Below are 15,935 nucleotides of genomic sequence, written 5' to 3' on the forward strand. Positions count from 1 at the left end.
CCCGAACAGAGAAGTTAAGCCCGCCTGCGCAGATGGTACTGCAGTTATGTGGGAGAGTATGTCGTCGCCTTTCTTTTTAAAAACCCTGTCGTAATAAACAGGGTTTTTTATTCTTTTCTTCAATACTAGAAAAGATATCTTCTCTGAAGATACTACTAATGCTCGGATGGTGAAATTGGTAGACACGCTGGACTTAAAATCCAGTGAACAGCAATGTTCGTGCGGGTTCAAGTCCCGCTCTGAGTACTAAAAACTCCAATTAGTTTAGCTAATTGGAGTTTTTTTTTGAAATAAATTTAGGAAAAACTTGAATTTACAATGAAATGGTAAAAAAAATCAACAAAGAAACGTCATCTTGAGACGAAGTTGAATCTTTGCAAGCATTACATTAGTTAAAACGCAAGGTTCACTAAGATAAAAAAAACAGTTTCGATAAAAGCTTTGCGTGCTTGGCGATAAAAACCAGCAAAAATCCTTGCGAACATTGCGGTTAAAAAAACTGTACATTTTGAGAGAAGAACAGTTTTTTAAAACTAGGGTTTTGTAAATTATTTAAATATACTCATCTTCTCCTCATAAACCGGACTTTGTATGTTTAAGAAATTTAAAACGCTATGAAAAACATAGTTCTGTGAAATTAATTTTTCAGACTTTAGTTGTTTTGAATTATCTGATAACCAGACTATAAAAGGAATTTCGTATTGTTCTTTTGGTGCAATACTCAAAGGTAATCCGTGCATATAGAGATTATTTTCTCCTAAAGATTCTCCATGGTCCGATACAAAAATCATGGCACTGTTATAGTCTTTTAATTGTTTCAGATCTTTAATCACCTTAGACAAAATGTAATCTGTATAAACAATAGTATTATCGTATGCGTTGATTAATTCTATCTGCGAGCATTTTCCCAGATCAACACTATTACAAACAGGCTTAAAAGTTTCAAATTTAGGCGGATACTTTTTGCTGTATGTTGGTCCGTGGCTTGTGCTTGTATGCAGTACTACCAATATTTTATTTTTTTTACTGGTCAGTATCTGCTCTTTAAGACCGTTTAAAAGAATTTCATCATAATTGCATTCCTCGCCTTTGCAGTTTTTTTGTAAAAAATCTCTCTTTTGATAATTTTTTATGTGCACAGGAGGTTCTCCCCAGTTTGAGGTCCTCCAAATTACCTCTACATTATTTCTGTATAAATAATTAGGAAGAATTTCATATAAAACATCAGTATTTTTGTATTCTAAAATACATTTTACACCTGCAGTTGTATAAGTAGCTCCAGAATTTGCATCAAAATGATATACATTAGGAGTTGTAGAAAGAAGCGGATTTGTATTTTTCTTATAACCGTAAAGTGAAAAATTTTGTCGCCTTGCAGATTCACCTATTACTAAAACTACGACAGATTTTTTAGTATCATTTATCGTTGCATTCGGCAATAGAATTTCTTTTTCATTTTTTTTGTATTTATGAATATAAAAAAGTGATGTATTTACAGTATACGACCATGGCATTGCTAGTCCGCCTAATGTTTTAGAGTTTTTATCAATCCACAACCAGTTGGTTGCATTTGCGAAAACTAGAATTAGAATGAATATCAAGGTAAGCGCAGAGGTAATCAAGAACTTCTTCAGTGTTACATTAATTATTTTGACTTTAATAATAAAAATGCCGGGAATAATCCCCAGAAAAATAATATACAATAGTAATTTTATAGAAAAAAAACTGCTGGACTCTTCATAATTAGTGTTAAATACGTTTCCAATCATGCTTTCATCAATTATAACACTATACGTACTAACAAAATAAATCGCGACCGCGTTAATAATAAAGAAAAAGAACACTAAAATTTTTCCAACTAAACGAAACAGGAAAAAAATCAGATAAAAAGCAAAAGCATTCAAAACCAGCATTACTATAATTAAGCTAATAATCAGAACGATTCCGTTGAAGCTTTGATAATCGACATTCTTAAAAACAAAAATGAAAAATGGAAGATGAAAGAAGAAAAAATTAAGAAGACTTATCAATAAAGCGAAGTGAGTTAGTTTTAAATTATCTTTTAACATACACAATAGTAATTTTAAATAATGAAATGACTAAACTAAAAAAGGATAAATAAAATAGGAACAAATTTTCATGAATTATTTTATTAATTACTGAAATAGAACAAATTAGAAGTAACAAGATAAAAACCGGATAATACTTTTTGTTGTTAATCCATTTCCATATTTTATATTTTCTATAGATAAAAATACCCAAAATTCCCGATATAGAACCTAAAATGCAACCTATGATAACATCCAACGGATGATGGGCTCCTACCGCAACTCTGGTAAACGCAAGGGTTAATCCTGTACTGATTATCAGTATAAACCACAAAATTTTAGACTTAAACTTATTTGGGCTAAAAGCAAACAATAAAACTGTGAGAATTGAAAAAATTGTAATACAATGCCCCGAAGGTAAGCTGTTATGACCAGACAATGTTTTTCCGATAATAACAAAACTTTTATCATCAAATACCGCTGCAGGTCTTGGGACATCAAATACTTCTTTTACCAGACAAGAAAATAGAGTTGCAATTAGTAAAGATGATAATAAAGCTTCCCATAATTTAGGTGCATAGATAATAAAAATGGTAAGAAAGGATAAAAAAATGGAGGCATCACCAAATTGGGTAAGATTATATTCGGTAGTAGGGAATTGTGATAATTTCAAATTTAGAAAAAAGAAACAATTCTTTTGAATTTGTACATATTTAGTAACGCATAAAGAATCCTGACTGTAAAGATATAAAACGATTGAAAATAAAAAAGTTATAGGTATTGAAACCAGAGATAGTTTTAGGTTTGAAAAATTTTTAACAACAATTTTGTTCATTATTTTTTGCGTACGAATTGATTTTCTATTTGGTAACGTTAGCTCTATGGTTTAGAAATGATGTCAAAATTTAAGTTTTAAGTTTTAGTCATTGAAAACAAACTAATAACTGTTTCATAGAAAATTATAGATGAAAGAAATGCAGCAAGAATAAGAGGGTTAAAAATCCAGTAACTAGTATAATAGTGGGAGCTGCATTTTTCTGAACTAAATATATTTTTAACATAAATGCCCTAACTTTTGTCTGCGATCTGTTATTTTGAAAAGAAATTTTATATTTTTACTACTTGCTTTTACTTAACAATAGAATTTTACGATTATGCAAAATATTTTTCTTAAAGAAGATTGTGATCAATTTATTGGACGAATTAATCAACTTAAACCAGATTCGAGAGGGCTTTGGGGTAAAATGTCAGTAGATCAGATGCTTGCTCATTGCAATGTGGCTTATGAAATGGTGTACGATGATATTCACCCGAAACCCGGTTTTTTTATGAAGTTTATTCTTAAGACGTTGGTAAAAAAAGAAGTAGTGAGCGACAAGCCTTTTTCAAAAAATAATAAGACTGCCCCGCAATTTATAATACAAGGAGATCGTGATTTTGAAGCTGAAAAAAGAAGGATAATTGTTTATTTGGTTAAAACTCAAGAGCTTGGTGTAGGTGAATTTGAGGGAAAAGAATCAAATTCTTTTGGTAAATTAACTTCGAAGGAATGGAATAATTTGTTTGCAAAACATTTGGATCACCATCTGAATCAGTTTGGTGTTTAAAAAAATTAGATTTTTATGAGAAATTATATCATGGTCCTATTTTTATTTATCGGACTAATTTCGAATGCGCAAAAACAAGATGTTCAGAAAAGTATTGAAGTATTCTTCGAAGGTTTTCATCAAAAAGACTCGATGAAAATTAAATCGGTTTGTTCGGATAATATTATTTTGCAGTCCATTAGCGAGAACTCTTTAAAAGGGAACAAATTATCTAATGAAACGGCAAAAGATTTTTATAAAGCCATAGTGTCAATTCCTGCTACAGTTAATTTTCGGGAGAAAATATTGAGTTATAATATTCAGATAGACGGGTCAATGGCTCATGTTTGGGCTCCTTATGAATTTTATCTTAATGACAAATTAAGTCATACCGGAGTAAATACATTTACTTTGTTTAAAGAAAAAGAGACATGGAAAATTATTTATTTAATCGATACAAGAAGAAAATAATATTTAATTAAGCTATTGATACTTAATTTAATTTGTTTGAAATATATTTAACTGATTGTCAAATTATGAGGTCTTCGAATTCGCTCAGACTGACAATTGAAATTTTAAATACGTGAAATACGTTTCTTGTTTTCAAAACTATGTTCCTATCTGTTAAAAGATAATTACTAAAATGAGGTAATTATTAGGCTTGAGTCGAATAGTAATTACAAACAGCTGTTATTAAACACTCTTCACATTTAGGTTTTGGCCTGCAAGTTTCTCTTCCAAGAAATGAAATTGCCATTCCAATTTCAGACCAAATTGACTTAGGGAGTACGAGCATAAGGTCTTTTTCTGCTTTAATGCCATCTTTAGCTTCTTTGATTAGTCCGATTTTTGGAGCTACTCGAATAACATGAAGATCGGCAATAATTCCTTCAGCAGCTTTATTTGTTTCCCTTAAAATTACATTAGCAGATTTTCTTCCAATGCCTTTTAAAGCGGTTAATTCTTTCATAGTCAAAGGAATATTTTGATCTTTTTGGATGGTTTTTGCTATTTCAAGGAGCCATTGCAATTTTGTCGGATAATTTTTAACCTTGCTAATATAAGATTTAAACACTTCAGGATCTGCGTATGCTAAACTTTCAAGTGTTGGAAATTTTTCGAATAGAGCAGGAGCGATTGAATTGATATTGGCGTCAGAATCTTGCGCAGACAACACTACCATTACAAGCAATTGGTAGGTGTTTTTATAGTCTAAAGGATGTTTTTTGCCTTTGTATTTTTTTAGAATAGGCTCCAATTTTGCTTCCCAGTTTGGTGTTTCTTCAAATAAATCCATCTCAGTTTTTCTTTAAAAGTGAATTATTAAAAATATAACTCTCACAAAATTAGGTTGTTTCTATGAATTCTATTGTCTTTTTGATCACATTTTGATTTCCAAGAATTTTTCGGTGCCCTAAACCATCCGTAAGTGTCAAAGTTCCGTTTTCCAAATGTTTATGAATATGAATTGCTGCTGTCACAGGCACCTCAGGGTCATCGTTGTCATGAATTACAAGTACCGGAATTTTAACTTCAGAAGCGGCTCTATAGGCTGAATAATGATCCATTTTTGTATGATATTTACGCTCAAAATGATCGCGTAAAAGCGTACTCATCTTAGGTTTTAGGCCTACTTTTGAAGTAAAATCATCTAATATATCCTGTACAATATCACCACTTCCAATAATCACCGCTTTTTTTACTTTTAGTCCATCTTTAATGGCGTTTAAAACCGACATCCCTCCTAATGAATGTCCAATTGCATATTCAAAAGGGCCGTACAATTTTTCGATCTCTAATATTGATTCAATAAAATCGGACATTATCGTTGTTTTTCCTTCCGATTTTCCATGTGCAGGAGCATCAAAGCTTATTGTTGAATAACCTTTTCGTAAAAGTTCATCGGCAATTTTAAACAATTGAGTACCACGCCCGGACCAGCCATGAACAAGAATAATCTTTCGTTCGCTTTTTCCATATTCATAGACAACAATATTTTTATTTATTGCAGGAACAAAAACGGTATGTTGAATGCTTTTGTAGTTCATTTCTGATTCCCTTTTAGGAATCTTGTGTTTTATAGGTGTTGTGAAAAGTTTTGCAGCATATTTTACAGCCAGTTTTGTAGAGATAAAAGCACAAATTTTACAGGATATTATAATAAACCGTGGAATTTTTAAAGATTGAATAGGATTAGAAGCCTTTTTTGTCATATTGGTAAATTTTGTATCAAGCTCAGTTTGTGGTTATTTTTCCTTAAATTTAAAGAACATAAAAGTAGTACAATTAATAAATTTTTGCTCCAAAAAAGTACACGAATTTAGTTTAGTAAGGGCGTTTTTAAAATTTTACAATGGAAATATTTCATCTTAGTGCAGAATGTTATCCTATGGCAAAGGTCGGAGGTCTGGCAGATGTTGTGGGGGCATTACCAAAATATCAAAGTAAAGCCGGTCATCTGGTTCGTGTTGTGGTACCTTGTTACGATACAAAATTTAAAAGGGAAAACGAATTCGAATGCGTTCATTGGGGAAATGTCAAATTGGGGAATTTTAATTTTCCGTTCAGCGTCTTAAAAGAAACAACAAACCAGTTGGGCTATGAACTGTATCTGATTGAGATAAATGAATTATTCGATCGGTCAAATGTTTACGGTTATGAAGATGATATTGAACGTTTTTTGTCTTTTCAGATAGCAACTTTAGATTGGATTATGGCGCGGGAAACAGTTCCCGATATTATAAATTGTCATGATCATCATACCGGATTAATTCCTTTTTTGGTAAAGTATGCTTATAAATATGAAAGTTTAAGAAAAGTTAAAACCTTGATTACCATTCATAATGGCTTGTATCAGGGATGGTTTGGTTTTGATAAGTTGCATTATCTGCCGGAGTTTGATTTAATTCATGTTGGCTTTTTAGAATGGGATAATTGCATCAACTCTTTAGCTGTTGGTATTAAGTGCGCACAGGCAGTTACGACCGTTTCACCAAGTTACTTAAATGAAATTAACAATTCCGCAAATGGTTTGGAGGGATTGTTTAATCAGGTTCGGACTAAATCAAAAGGAATATTAAACGGTATTGATATCGAAATTTGGGATCCTTCTAAGGATAGTATGATTGCAGAAAACTATTCGGTGAATACTTTTAGTTTGGGAAAACAAAAAAATAAAGAGAAGTTGTGCGAGCAGTTCGAATTAGATCCTTCAAAACCTTTGTTTAGTTTTATCGGAAGACTGTTTGAAGAAAAAGGAGGAGACTTATTACCTCAGGCTTCTGCATTGGCTTTATCGGAGCATTTTGAAAGCATCAATATTCTGATTTTGGGATCCGGAAATCCGGAAATTGAATCTCAGTTAGTGCAATTGAGAAATGATTATAATGGCAATTACAATGTTTTTATTGGTTATAATGAAGAATTGGCACATTTGATTTATGCGGGCTCTGATTTTATCTTAATGCCTTCTCGTGTTGAACCTTGTGGTTTAAATCAGATGTATGCGTTGCGTTATGGAACCGTGCCCATTGTTAGAAGAACCGGTGGATTGCGCGATACTGTAATTGATTTTGGGGACGATGGAAACGGGATTTGCCATGATCAGGCTTCTGTCGGGGATATCTGTTACTCGATTAATCGGGCTGTAAAACTGTATGCAGATAAATTAAATTTTAATAAAATAATTGAGAAGGGAATGAACACAGACCATTCCTGGGAAAGGGTGTGTGAGGAATACATCGAAATTTACAACTTAATAATTCAGAAAAATGAAGTTTAAAAAGAAAAATGTAGTTGCCATTATTTTAGGAGGAGGACAAGGATCACGTTTGTTCCCATTAACAGAAACCAGATCAAAACCGGCTGTTCCCATTGGAGGAAAATACAGATTGGTCGATATTCCAATTTCAAATTGTATTAATTCCGATATTTTCAAAATATTTGTATTAACACAATTCAATTCAGCTTCTTTGAATGCACACATTAAAAACACATTTAATTTCAGCATTTTCAGTCAGTCTTTTGTTGATATCCTGGCCGCTGAACAAACGCCTGATAATCCAACATGGTTTCAGGGAACGGCAGATGCGGTTCGACAGTGTATGGCACATTTTCAGAAACATGATTTTGAGCACGCTTTGATTTTGTCAGGCGATCAGTTGTATCAGATGGATTTTAATGAAATGCTGGAAGCTCATATTGCGAGTAATGCTGAAATTTCTATAGCTACACTGCCCGTAAATGCAAAGGATGCCCCTGAATTTGGGATTCTTAAAACCAATCACGAAAGTTGTATTGAAGCTTTTATTGAAAAACCGGATGTTTCGCTTTTACCACAATGGGAATCGGAAGTAAGTGAGCAAATGCAGGCCAAAGGCAAAAAGTATTTGGCTTCTATGGGAATTTACATCTTTAATAAAAAATTATTGGAAGAGTTAATGGCCAATCCGGACACAAAAGACTTCGGAAAAGAAATCATTCCGCAAGCGGTTGGCAAACATAAAATTCTAAGTTATCAGTACGAAGGATATTGGACCGATATTGGAAACATAGAATCCTTTTTTGAAGCCAATATTGGTTTAACAGCAGATATTCCGGAGTTTAATTTGTTTGATAATGAAAATAAGATTTTTACACGTCCAAGGTTACTTCCTCCGTCTAAATTTAGAAACACAACAATTAATCAATCGTTAATTTCTGAAGGAAGTATCATCAATGCCAAAGAAATTAAGAGTTCGGTGATTGGTATTCGTTCCAGAATTGGTGAAGGAACAATTCTTGAAAACTGTTATGTGATGGGGAACGATTTTTATCAGGATCTCGATGAATTGAAAGAAGAGAACGAAATAAATAAAATACACGTAGGAATAGGAGAAAATTGTTTTATAAAAAATGCCCTGATAGATAAAAATGTACGTATCGGAAACAATGTGCATATCAATGGCGGAAAACATTTGGCCAATTTCGGGAATGAATTATACAGTATTAAAGACGGAATAGTTGTCATTAAAAAGGATGTGATACTTTCGGACGGTTTTAGAATAGAATAGATAATTGTGGAAGGTTTCAAGTTTCAGGTTTCATGTTAATATAGGAACTTGAAACCTGAAACTTAGAGACCCCGTTGGTCTAATTTTACGAACGCCTCAGATTAAAAATAGAATTTAATTGTTGCCTTAAAAACCAAATATGAATAAAGTTATTACGCACTCTCTTTTTACTGATTTTGACATCAATTTGTTTAAGGCCGGAAAGCATTATAGGTTGTATGAAAAGCTCGGAGCACATTTGACAGAAGTTAATGGAGTAAAAGGAGTTTATTTTGCGGTTTGGGCTCCTACAGCTGCCAGTGTTTCTGTTGTTGGTGATTTTAATTACTGGAAAGAGGAGGAACATGAGCTACAGGTTCGCTGGGACTCTTCGGGAATATGGGAAGGGTTTATTCCGAATCTTGAAAAAGGATCACTTTACAAATATAAAATTCGATCCAATATAAATGGAGCAGTGACCGAAAAGGCTGATCCCTTTTCTTTGTACTGTGAAAAACCACCGCATACCGCTTCTGTAGTCTGGGATTTGAATTATGAGTGGAAGGATGAAAACTGGATGCAGTCGCGTCAGGAGCATAACGATCTCGATAAACCTTACTCTGTTTACGAAGTACATTTAGGTTCCTGGAAACGGGCAGAAAACAATCGTTTTTTGACCTATTTGGAGCTTGCCGAAGATTTGGTTTCTTATGTTAAAGAAACAGGATTTACGCACGTAGAATTTATGCCTGTTATGGAGTATCCGTATGATCCTTCCTGGGGGTATCAGTTAACGGGCTATTTTGCCCCGACTTCACGTTTTGGGAAACCACAGGATTTCATGGTCTTGGTAGATAAATTACATCAGGCCGGAATAGGAGTGATTTTAGATTGGGTTCCGTCTCACTTTCCTGATGATGCACACGGTTTAGGCTTTTTTGACGGATCGCATTTATACGAACATCCGGATCGAAGAAAAGGGTACCACCCCGATTGGAAAAGTCTGGTTTTTAATTATGGTCGTAATGAAGTTCGTGCCTTTCTGATTAGTAATGCTGTATTTTGGTTGCAGCAGTATCATGCAGACGGTTTAAGAGTAGATGCCGTCGCTTCGATGTTGTATCTTGATTATTCCAGAAAAGAAAGCGAATGGGAAGCTAATATTTATGGTGGAAGAGAAAATCTGGAGACCATTAGTTTTCTGAAAGAGTTTAACGAAGTGATTTATGCCAATTTTAATGGAGTCCAGACAATAGCTGAAGAAAGCACTTCTTTTCCGATGGTTTCCAGACCTGTTTTTACCGGTGGTCTGGGTTTCGGAATGAAATGGATGATGGGTTGGATGCACGATACTTTAAAGTACTTCCAAAAAGAAACAGTCTACAGAAAATACCATCAGAACGAATTGACTTTTTCGATGACCTATGCTTTTAGCGAAAATTTTATGTTGCCGTTTTCGCATGATGAAGTAGTCTACGGGAAAAAATCAATTGCGAACAAAATGCCGGGTGATGAATGGCAAAAGTTCGCCAATTTGCGTTTGTTGTATGGTTATATGTTTACGCATCCCGGAACCAAGCTGTTGTTTATGGGCTCTGAATTTGGACAAAGTGATGAATGGAATTTTGAGAAAAGTCTCGATTGGCATTTGTTGCAATACGATTATCACTCCGGAATAAAAAAAGTAATCACAGATTTAAATCAGTTGTATAAATCACGACCGGCATTGTACGAAAAACAATTTAGTAATGAAGGTTTTGAATGGATTAACTATTCCGATCATCAGAACGCAGTGTTGGCGTATATTCGAAAAGGAAATATTCCGAAAGAGAATTTGGTCGTTGTTTGTAATTTCACGCAAGTGATCCGCGAAAACTACAGAATCGGAATTCACCAGAAAGGAAAATTAAAGCAGATATTTAATAGCGATGATAAAAGCTATGGAGGAAGTGGAGTTAGTAATTCAGGATTCCTCAAAGTAGAAGCATCACCTTACGATGGAAGAGATTATTCTATTGAATTAACCTTGCCGCCATTGAGTGTGACGATTTATTCTTTTGAATAATACCAATTTGTTTTTTTGAGATGGGATTTTATCATTTTTGTGCCCCGAAACTATCGATTTTTTGCTTTTTTAAGAAGTAATTGATCACTCCAACAGAGAAATCGTTTTCGTGAATAAACCTCATATTTATAGAGGTTTAGCTGGTTTTTTTGTATGTTTGGAAGAGGTAGAATTGTTATAATTAATTTATCAGCAGTATGATTACAAACACATCATTAGAATACAAAGGCGATTTATATCCATCAAAAATTGTCTCGTTTGAACAGGATGGTGATTCCATTTTTTTTCACACAGACAATAAAGTAATCTTAAAAGTTACTATTCTTCGAGACAGTTTAATTCGGTTTCGTTTTACCACAAAAGGATATTTTAGTACTGATTTTTCATATGCGATTGATAAAACACAGTTACACGGATATAATTTTCTTGAGCTAACAGAAGAAGATACCTATTTCCAAATCAGAACAAGCAAAGTAAAATGTAAAATTCAAAAGGTCGATCTTCGTTTGTCTATTTTTGATTTGAACGATTTTCTTATTCTCGAAGATGAACTTGGTTTTCACTGGGAAGAAAGTTACGAATATGGTGGCAACATCGTAAAAATGAGTAAATCTTCCAAAGACGGGGAATGTTTTTATGGTTTGGGAGATAAGGCTACTCAAATGAATTTAAAAGGCAAAAGAGTTGAAAATTTTGCTACTGATCAATATGCGTATCAAAAAGAACAAGATCCATTATATAAGGTAGTTCCATTTTATGTTGGTTTACATAACAAACAGTCCTACGGTATTTTCTTTGACAATACCTTTAGGACTTTTTTTGATTTTTGTCAGGAAAGAAGGAATGTGACGAGTTTTTGGGCAGAAGGGGGAGAAATGAATTATTATTTTGTTTATGGCCCTCAAATGCAGGATGTTGTAACAACCTATACCGATCTTACAGGTAAGCCGGAATTACCACCACTGTGGGTTTTAGGATATCATCAATGTAAGTGGAGTTATTATCCGGAAAGTAAAGTAAGAGAAATCACATCAAAATTTAGGGAGCTCCAAATTCCATGCGACGCCATTTATCTGGATATCGATTATATGGAAGGCTTTCGCTGTTTTACCTGGAATAAAGACTATTTTCCCGATCCTAAACGAATGGTAGCCGAGTTGGCCGAAGAAGGTTTTAAGACGGTTGTCATCATCGATCCGGGTATAAAAATAGACAAAGACTATTGGGTTTATAAAGAAGCATTAGAGAAAGATTATTTCTGTAAAAGAGCCGATGGGCCTTATATGAAAGGGAAAGTATGGCCGGGAGAATGTAATTTTCCGGATTATACCAATCCTACCGTGAGAGAGTGGTGGGCGGGATTATTTAAGGAATTAATTTCAGACATTGGTGTAAAAGGGGTTTGGAATGATATGAATGAACCAGCCGTGATGGAAGTTCCTAATAAAACTTTTCCGATGGATGTTCGTCATGTTTATGATGGAAATCCATGCAGTCATAGAAAAGCGCATAACATTTACGGTACACAAATGGCCAGAGCCACTTATCATGGCGTAAAACGATTTGCTTACCCAAAACGACCTTTTGTAATCACAAGATCGGCTTATTCCGGTGCACAACGTTACACCTCGTCCTGGACAGGTGATAATGTTGCCACTTGGGAACATTTATGGATTGCTAATATTCAGGTACAACGCATGTCTATCTCGGGAATGGGTTTTACCGGTTCTGATATTGGTGGTTTTGCAGAGCAGCCGACGGGGGAATTATACGCACGTTGGATTCAATTGGGGGTTTTTCATCCGTTTTGCAGAACACATTCTTCGGGAGATCATGGCAATCAGGAACCTTGGGCTTTTGATGAAGAAGTGATTAATATTACCAGAAAGTTTGTCAGCCTTCGTTATCAGTTATTGCCGTATTTGTATACCATGTTCTGGCAATATATTGAAGAAGGAATTCCGATGCTGAAACCTTTGGTTTATTACGATCAGGAAGATACGCAAACCCATTATCGCAACGATGAATTTATTTTTGGAAACCAAATATTGGTTTGTCCGATATTGGAGCCTAATTCTTTAGGAAGACGTATGTACATTCCACGAGGAGAATGGTATAATTACTGGACCAATGAGTTCTCAAACGGAGGAAGAGAAGTATGGGTGGATACGAAGTTTGATGAAATTCCGATTTTTGTAAAAGGAGGCGCTATTATTCCAAAATATCCCGTTCAGCAATATGTCGGAGAATTAGAATTTGACGAGCTGACACTGGATTTGTATTTCAAAAACGGAAAGGAAAAGTCGTTTGTATACGAAGATTCTCAAGACGGTTATGATTATAAAAAAGGACGATATAGCTTTTTATCTTTCACCACTATCGGGAAAGAGAAGGAATTAATTGTACAGTTGCATAAAGAAGGTAAATTTGAAACCAATTATAGTAAATACAAGATCAATTTAATTGGACTGCCATTTAAAGTAACAGAAATCGAAATTGACAATGAGAAAGTAGCATTTGATGAAATTAGCTTTTTAGAAAGCCGGTTTTTGATAGTGGATAAAGAGTTTAGTGAGCTCCACATCATAGGAGTATAGTGCTATTTTGATATATTTTAATTGAATTATGTAAGTACGGATTTCAGAATAGTTGTATTTTTGTTTCTTTAAATATCACAAATTATGAAAAAATATGTGTTAGGAGGAACAGCTGCTATCCTTTTGATGGGCTGTGCAACAAATCCGATTACAGGAAAACAAAGTTTGAACTTTGTTTCAAACAGTGAGTTGTTTCCGTCTTCTTTTCAGCAATACAATCAATTTTTGACTGAAAACAAGGTCATTGCAGGAACAGCAGATGCGAAAAAGGTAGAGCTTGTTGGTATGAAAATTAAGGCTGCTGCAGAAAAATATCTGACTTTTTTAGGGCAAACACAATATTTAAATGACTACCGTTGGGAGTATAAGTTGGTTGACAATAAAGAAGTAAATGCCTGGTGTATGCCGGGAGGCAAAATTGTGGTGTACTCGGGTATTTTACCTGTAACAAAGGACGAAGCCGGTTTAGCGACTGTAATGGGGCATGAGGTTTCACACGCCTTAGCCAATCACGGAGCGCAAAGAATGAGTGCCGCACAATTACAACAAATCGGTAGTGTTGCTTTAGGAGCAGCTACCAGTGGAAAAACCGAACAAACACGACAAATATTCGCACAGGCGTACGGACTTGGTACACAGGTAGGAGTAATGCTTCCTTTTAGCAGAAGCAACGAAACAGAAGCCGATAAAATCGGATTGACACTTATGGCAATTGCCGGTTATAATCCCGACGATGCTGTTGCCTTTTGGAGCAGAATGTCTGCCAAATCCGGCGGAGCATCAACCCCTGAATTTATGAGTACACACCCGTCTGACGCGACCAGGATTGCCAATATAAGAGCATTAATCCCTGAAGCAAAAGCAACCGCACTTAAGGTTGGGGGTATTAAGAAATGATAATTTTAGTTTCAAGTTTCAAGTTTCAGGTTTCAAGTTAACGCTAAAACTAGGCACAACAACTTGAAACTTGAAACTTGAAACTTGAAACTTGAAACCTGAAACCTGAAACCTGAAACCTGAAACAAAACTTTGCTTTTACAGTTATAAATTAAAACCTGAAGCTTACAAAACAAAAATATTTTTCTCCTGATTTTTGTAGATTTTTGAAAGGCTCCGTTGATTTACTTTTTTTAGAAAAAAGAGGTTCTTAATATTGTAATAATGAATTCTTCATAAAAAATAGATAAATTCGCAGCTTAATTAACCAACCTATTTCTATGAAAAATTTACAAAAAGGAGATAAGAAATTGTTAAATGCCTGGGCGTTTTACGATTGGGCTAACTCTGTGTATACACTTACTATTGCATCTGCAGTCTTTCCGATTTTTTATGATGCCTTATTCTCAGACGATAATCATTATATTGATGTTTTTGGAATGCATTTAAAAAACTCCGCTCTGATTAGTTTTATAACAGCGGCAGCATTTTTAGTTGTTTCCTTTATTTCTCCTTTGTTATCGGGAATTGCTGATTATGTTGGAGATAAGAAAACCTTTATGAAGTTCTTTTGTTATACTGGAGCTTTATCTTGTATAGGATTGTATTGGTTTGAATTAACAAATATATACGTCGGCTTATTGTTTTATTTCCTTGGGCTTATTGGATACTGGGGAAGTTTAGTTTTTTATAATTCGTATTTACCGGATATTGCTTTTCCGGAACAACAAGATAAAATCAGCGCCAGAGGATATTCAATGGGATATATTGGGAGTGTGATTCTATTAGTTATCAATTTGGTGATGATCATGGGGGCAGAAGATGGGGAATCAAAGATGCAGGCGATGCGCTATTCTTTTGTAATGGTTGGAATTTGGTGGATTGTATTTAGCCAGTACACGTATTACTTTTTACCTAAGGGAAGTAAAGAAAACAGTCAAAAACTAACTAATGCTATTGTATTTAATGGTTTTAAAGAATTAAAGAAAGTTTGGGCTTTGTTAAATGAAAATATTCCATTGAAACGTTATTTAGGAGGTTTTTTTGTTTCAAGTATGGCGGTGCAAACGGTAATGTTGGTAGCCACTTATTTTGGAGCTCAGGAAATTCAATGGGCATCTGAAGAAGAAGGTACAACAGGCTTAATTATTTGTATTTTATTGATACAATTGGTAGCCGTTGTAGGAGCCGTTCTAACTTCGAGAGCTTCTAATAAATGGGGTAATATTCCAACTCTAATTGTGATCAATATTATTTGGGCCGTATTTTGTATTGGAGCTTTTTTTATTACTAAGCCAATGGAATTTTACGCAATGGCAACAATGGCAGGTTTGGTAATGGGAGGAATTCAAGCTTTGTCACGTTCTACCTATTCAAAATTATTACCGGAAACAGAGGATACAGCTTCATTTTTTAGTTTCTATGATGTCGCTGAAAAAATCGGAATTGTAATCGGAATGTGTGTGTATGGAATTATTGATCAGATTACCGGAAGTCCGCGTGCTGCAATTGTAGTTTTATGCGTTTTCTTTATTACGGCAATTTTCCTTTTAAGAAGAATACCCAAAAATGCTACTTCAAAGTAATGAACGTATGTGGATTTAAATAAGTGAAACGCCTTTTGATCGCTTTTTAAATTATGTTTCTATGCGTTAGAAAATGATTAGACCCAA

General features: G+C 34.3%; 12 protein-coding genes, 1 tRNA gene and 1 rRNA gene. 10 read left to right on the plus strand and 4 right to left on the minus strand.

The annotated features are described in order from the left end of the window. Nucleotides 1-73 (plus strand): 5S ribosomal RNA (gene rrf / locus G3A47_RS24765); the annotation flags it as partial. Nucleotides 74-160: 87 nt separating this feature from the next. Then, a tRNA-Leu gene (locus G3A47_RS20665) sits at nt 161-246 on the plus strand. A gap of 302 nt (nt 247-548) precedes the next feature. Here G3A47_RS20665 and eptA read toward each other — a convergent pair. Together eptA and G3A47_RS20675 are read right to left on the minus strand one after the other, a co-directional pair. Then, the gene (gene eptA, locus G3A47_RS20670) at nt 549-2,069 is read right to left on the minus strand and encodes a phosphoethanolamine--lipid A transferase EptA (protein ID WP_166925874.1); all 1,521 of its coding nucleotides are present in this window, start codon (nt 2,067-2,069) and stop codon (nt 549-551) included. Beyond that, complete coding sequence (locus tag G3A47_RS20675; protein ID WP_306783662.1) at nt 2,056-2,721, minus strand: phosphatase PAP2 family protein; 666 nt, start codon at nt 2,719-2,721, stop codon at nt 2,056-2,058. The genes eptA and G3A47_RS20675 overlap by 14 nt, the downstream gene beginning before the upstream one ends. Before the next feature lie 481 nt (nt 2,722-3,202). Between G3A47_RS20675 and G3A47_RS20680 the strand changes: the two genes are divergently transcribed. Then, nucleotides 3,203-3,655, plus strand: coding sequence for a DUF1569 domain-containing protein (locus G3A47_RS20680; protein ID WP_166925877.1), 453 nt, complete (start codon nt 3,203-3,205; stop codon nt 3,653-3,655). 15 nt (nt 3,656-3,670) lie between these two features. Then, on the plus strand, nt 3,671-4,105 hold the full coding sequence (locus G3A47_RS20685) for a nuclear transport factor 2 family protein (protein ID WP_166925878.1): 435 nt from the start codon (nt 3,671-3,673) through the stop codon (nt 4,103-4,105). Nucleotides 4,106-4,289: 184 nt separating this feature from the next. On the opposite strand, the gene G3A47_RS20690 is transcribed toward G3A47_RS20685, so the two are convergent. Together G3A47_RS20690 and G3A47_RS20695 are read right to left on the minus strand one after the other, a co-directional pair. Next, entirely contained in the window at nt 4,290-4,931 is a 642-nt protein-coding gene (locus G3A47_RS20690; RefSeq protein WP_166925880.1) for an endonuclease III domain-containing protein, read from the minus strand. A gap of 49 nt (nt 4,932-4,980) precedes the next feature. Then, nucleotides 4,981-5,847 (minus strand): alpha/beta fold hydrolase, encoded by an 867-nt coding sequence (locus tag G3A47_RS20695; RefSeq protein WP_166925882.1) that lies wholly within the window; start codon nt 5,845-5,847, stop codon nt 4,981-4,983. A 140-nt stretch (nt 5,848-5,987) separates the two neighbouring features. Between G3A47_RS20695 and G3A47_RS20700 the strand changes: the two genes are divergently transcribed. The 6 genes from G3A47_RS20700 (at nt 5,988) to G3A47_RS20725 (ending at nt 15,848) form a co-directional block, all read left to right on the plus strand. After that, on the plus strand, nt 5,988-7,415 hold the full coding sequence (locus tag G3A47_RS20700; protein WP_166925884.1) for a glycogen synthase: 1,428 nt from the start codon (nt 5,988-5,990) through the stop codon (nt 7,413-7,415). Further along, nucleotides 7,405-8,685, plus strand: coding sequence for a glucose-1-phosphate adenylyltransferase (locus G3A47_RS20705; RefSeq protein ID WP_166925886.1), 1,281 nt, complete (start codon nt 7,405-7,407; stop codon nt 8,683-8,685). The genes G3A47_RS20700 and G3A47_RS20705 overlap by 11 nt, the downstream gene beginning before the upstream one ends. A gap of 139 nt (nt 8,686-8,824) precedes the next feature. Continuing rightward, nucleotides 8,825-10,729 (plus strand): 1,4-alpha-glucan branching protein GlgB, encoded by a 1,905-nt coding sequence (glgB, locus tag G3A47_RS20710; protein WP_166925888.1) that lies wholly within the window; start codon nt 8,825-8,827, stop codon nt 10,727-10,729. Between the two features lie 197 nt (nt 10,730-10,926). Beyond that, complete coding sequence (locus G3A47_RS20715) at nt 10,927-13,326, plus strand: glycoside hydrolase family 31 protein (RefSeq protein ID WP_166925890.1); 2,400 nt, start codon at nt 10,927-10,929, stop codon at nt 13,324-13,326. Nucleotides 13,327-13,410: 84 nt separating this feature from the next. Further along, entirely contained in the window at nt 13,411-14,223 is an 813-nt protein-coding gene (locus G3A47_RS20720; protein ID WP_166925892.1) for a M48 family metallopeptidase, read from the plus strand. A 320-nt stretch (nt 14,224-14,543) separates the two neighbouring features. After that, nucleotides 14,544-15,848 carry an MFS transporter gene (locus G3A47_RS20725; RefSeq protein WP_166925894.1) on the plus strand — a complete coding sequence of 435 codons (1,305 nt, stop codon included), beginning with the start codon at nt 14,544-14,546 and terminating at the stop codon, nt 15,846-15,848. The last annotated feature ends 87 nt before the right edge of the window (nt 15,849-15,935 follow it).

This window comes from Flavobacterium poyangense (assembly GCF_011751075.1).
Taxonomy (GTDB): Bacteria; Bacteroidota; Bacteroidia; order Flavobacteriales; family Flavobacteriaceae; genus Flavobacterium; species Flavobacterium poyangense.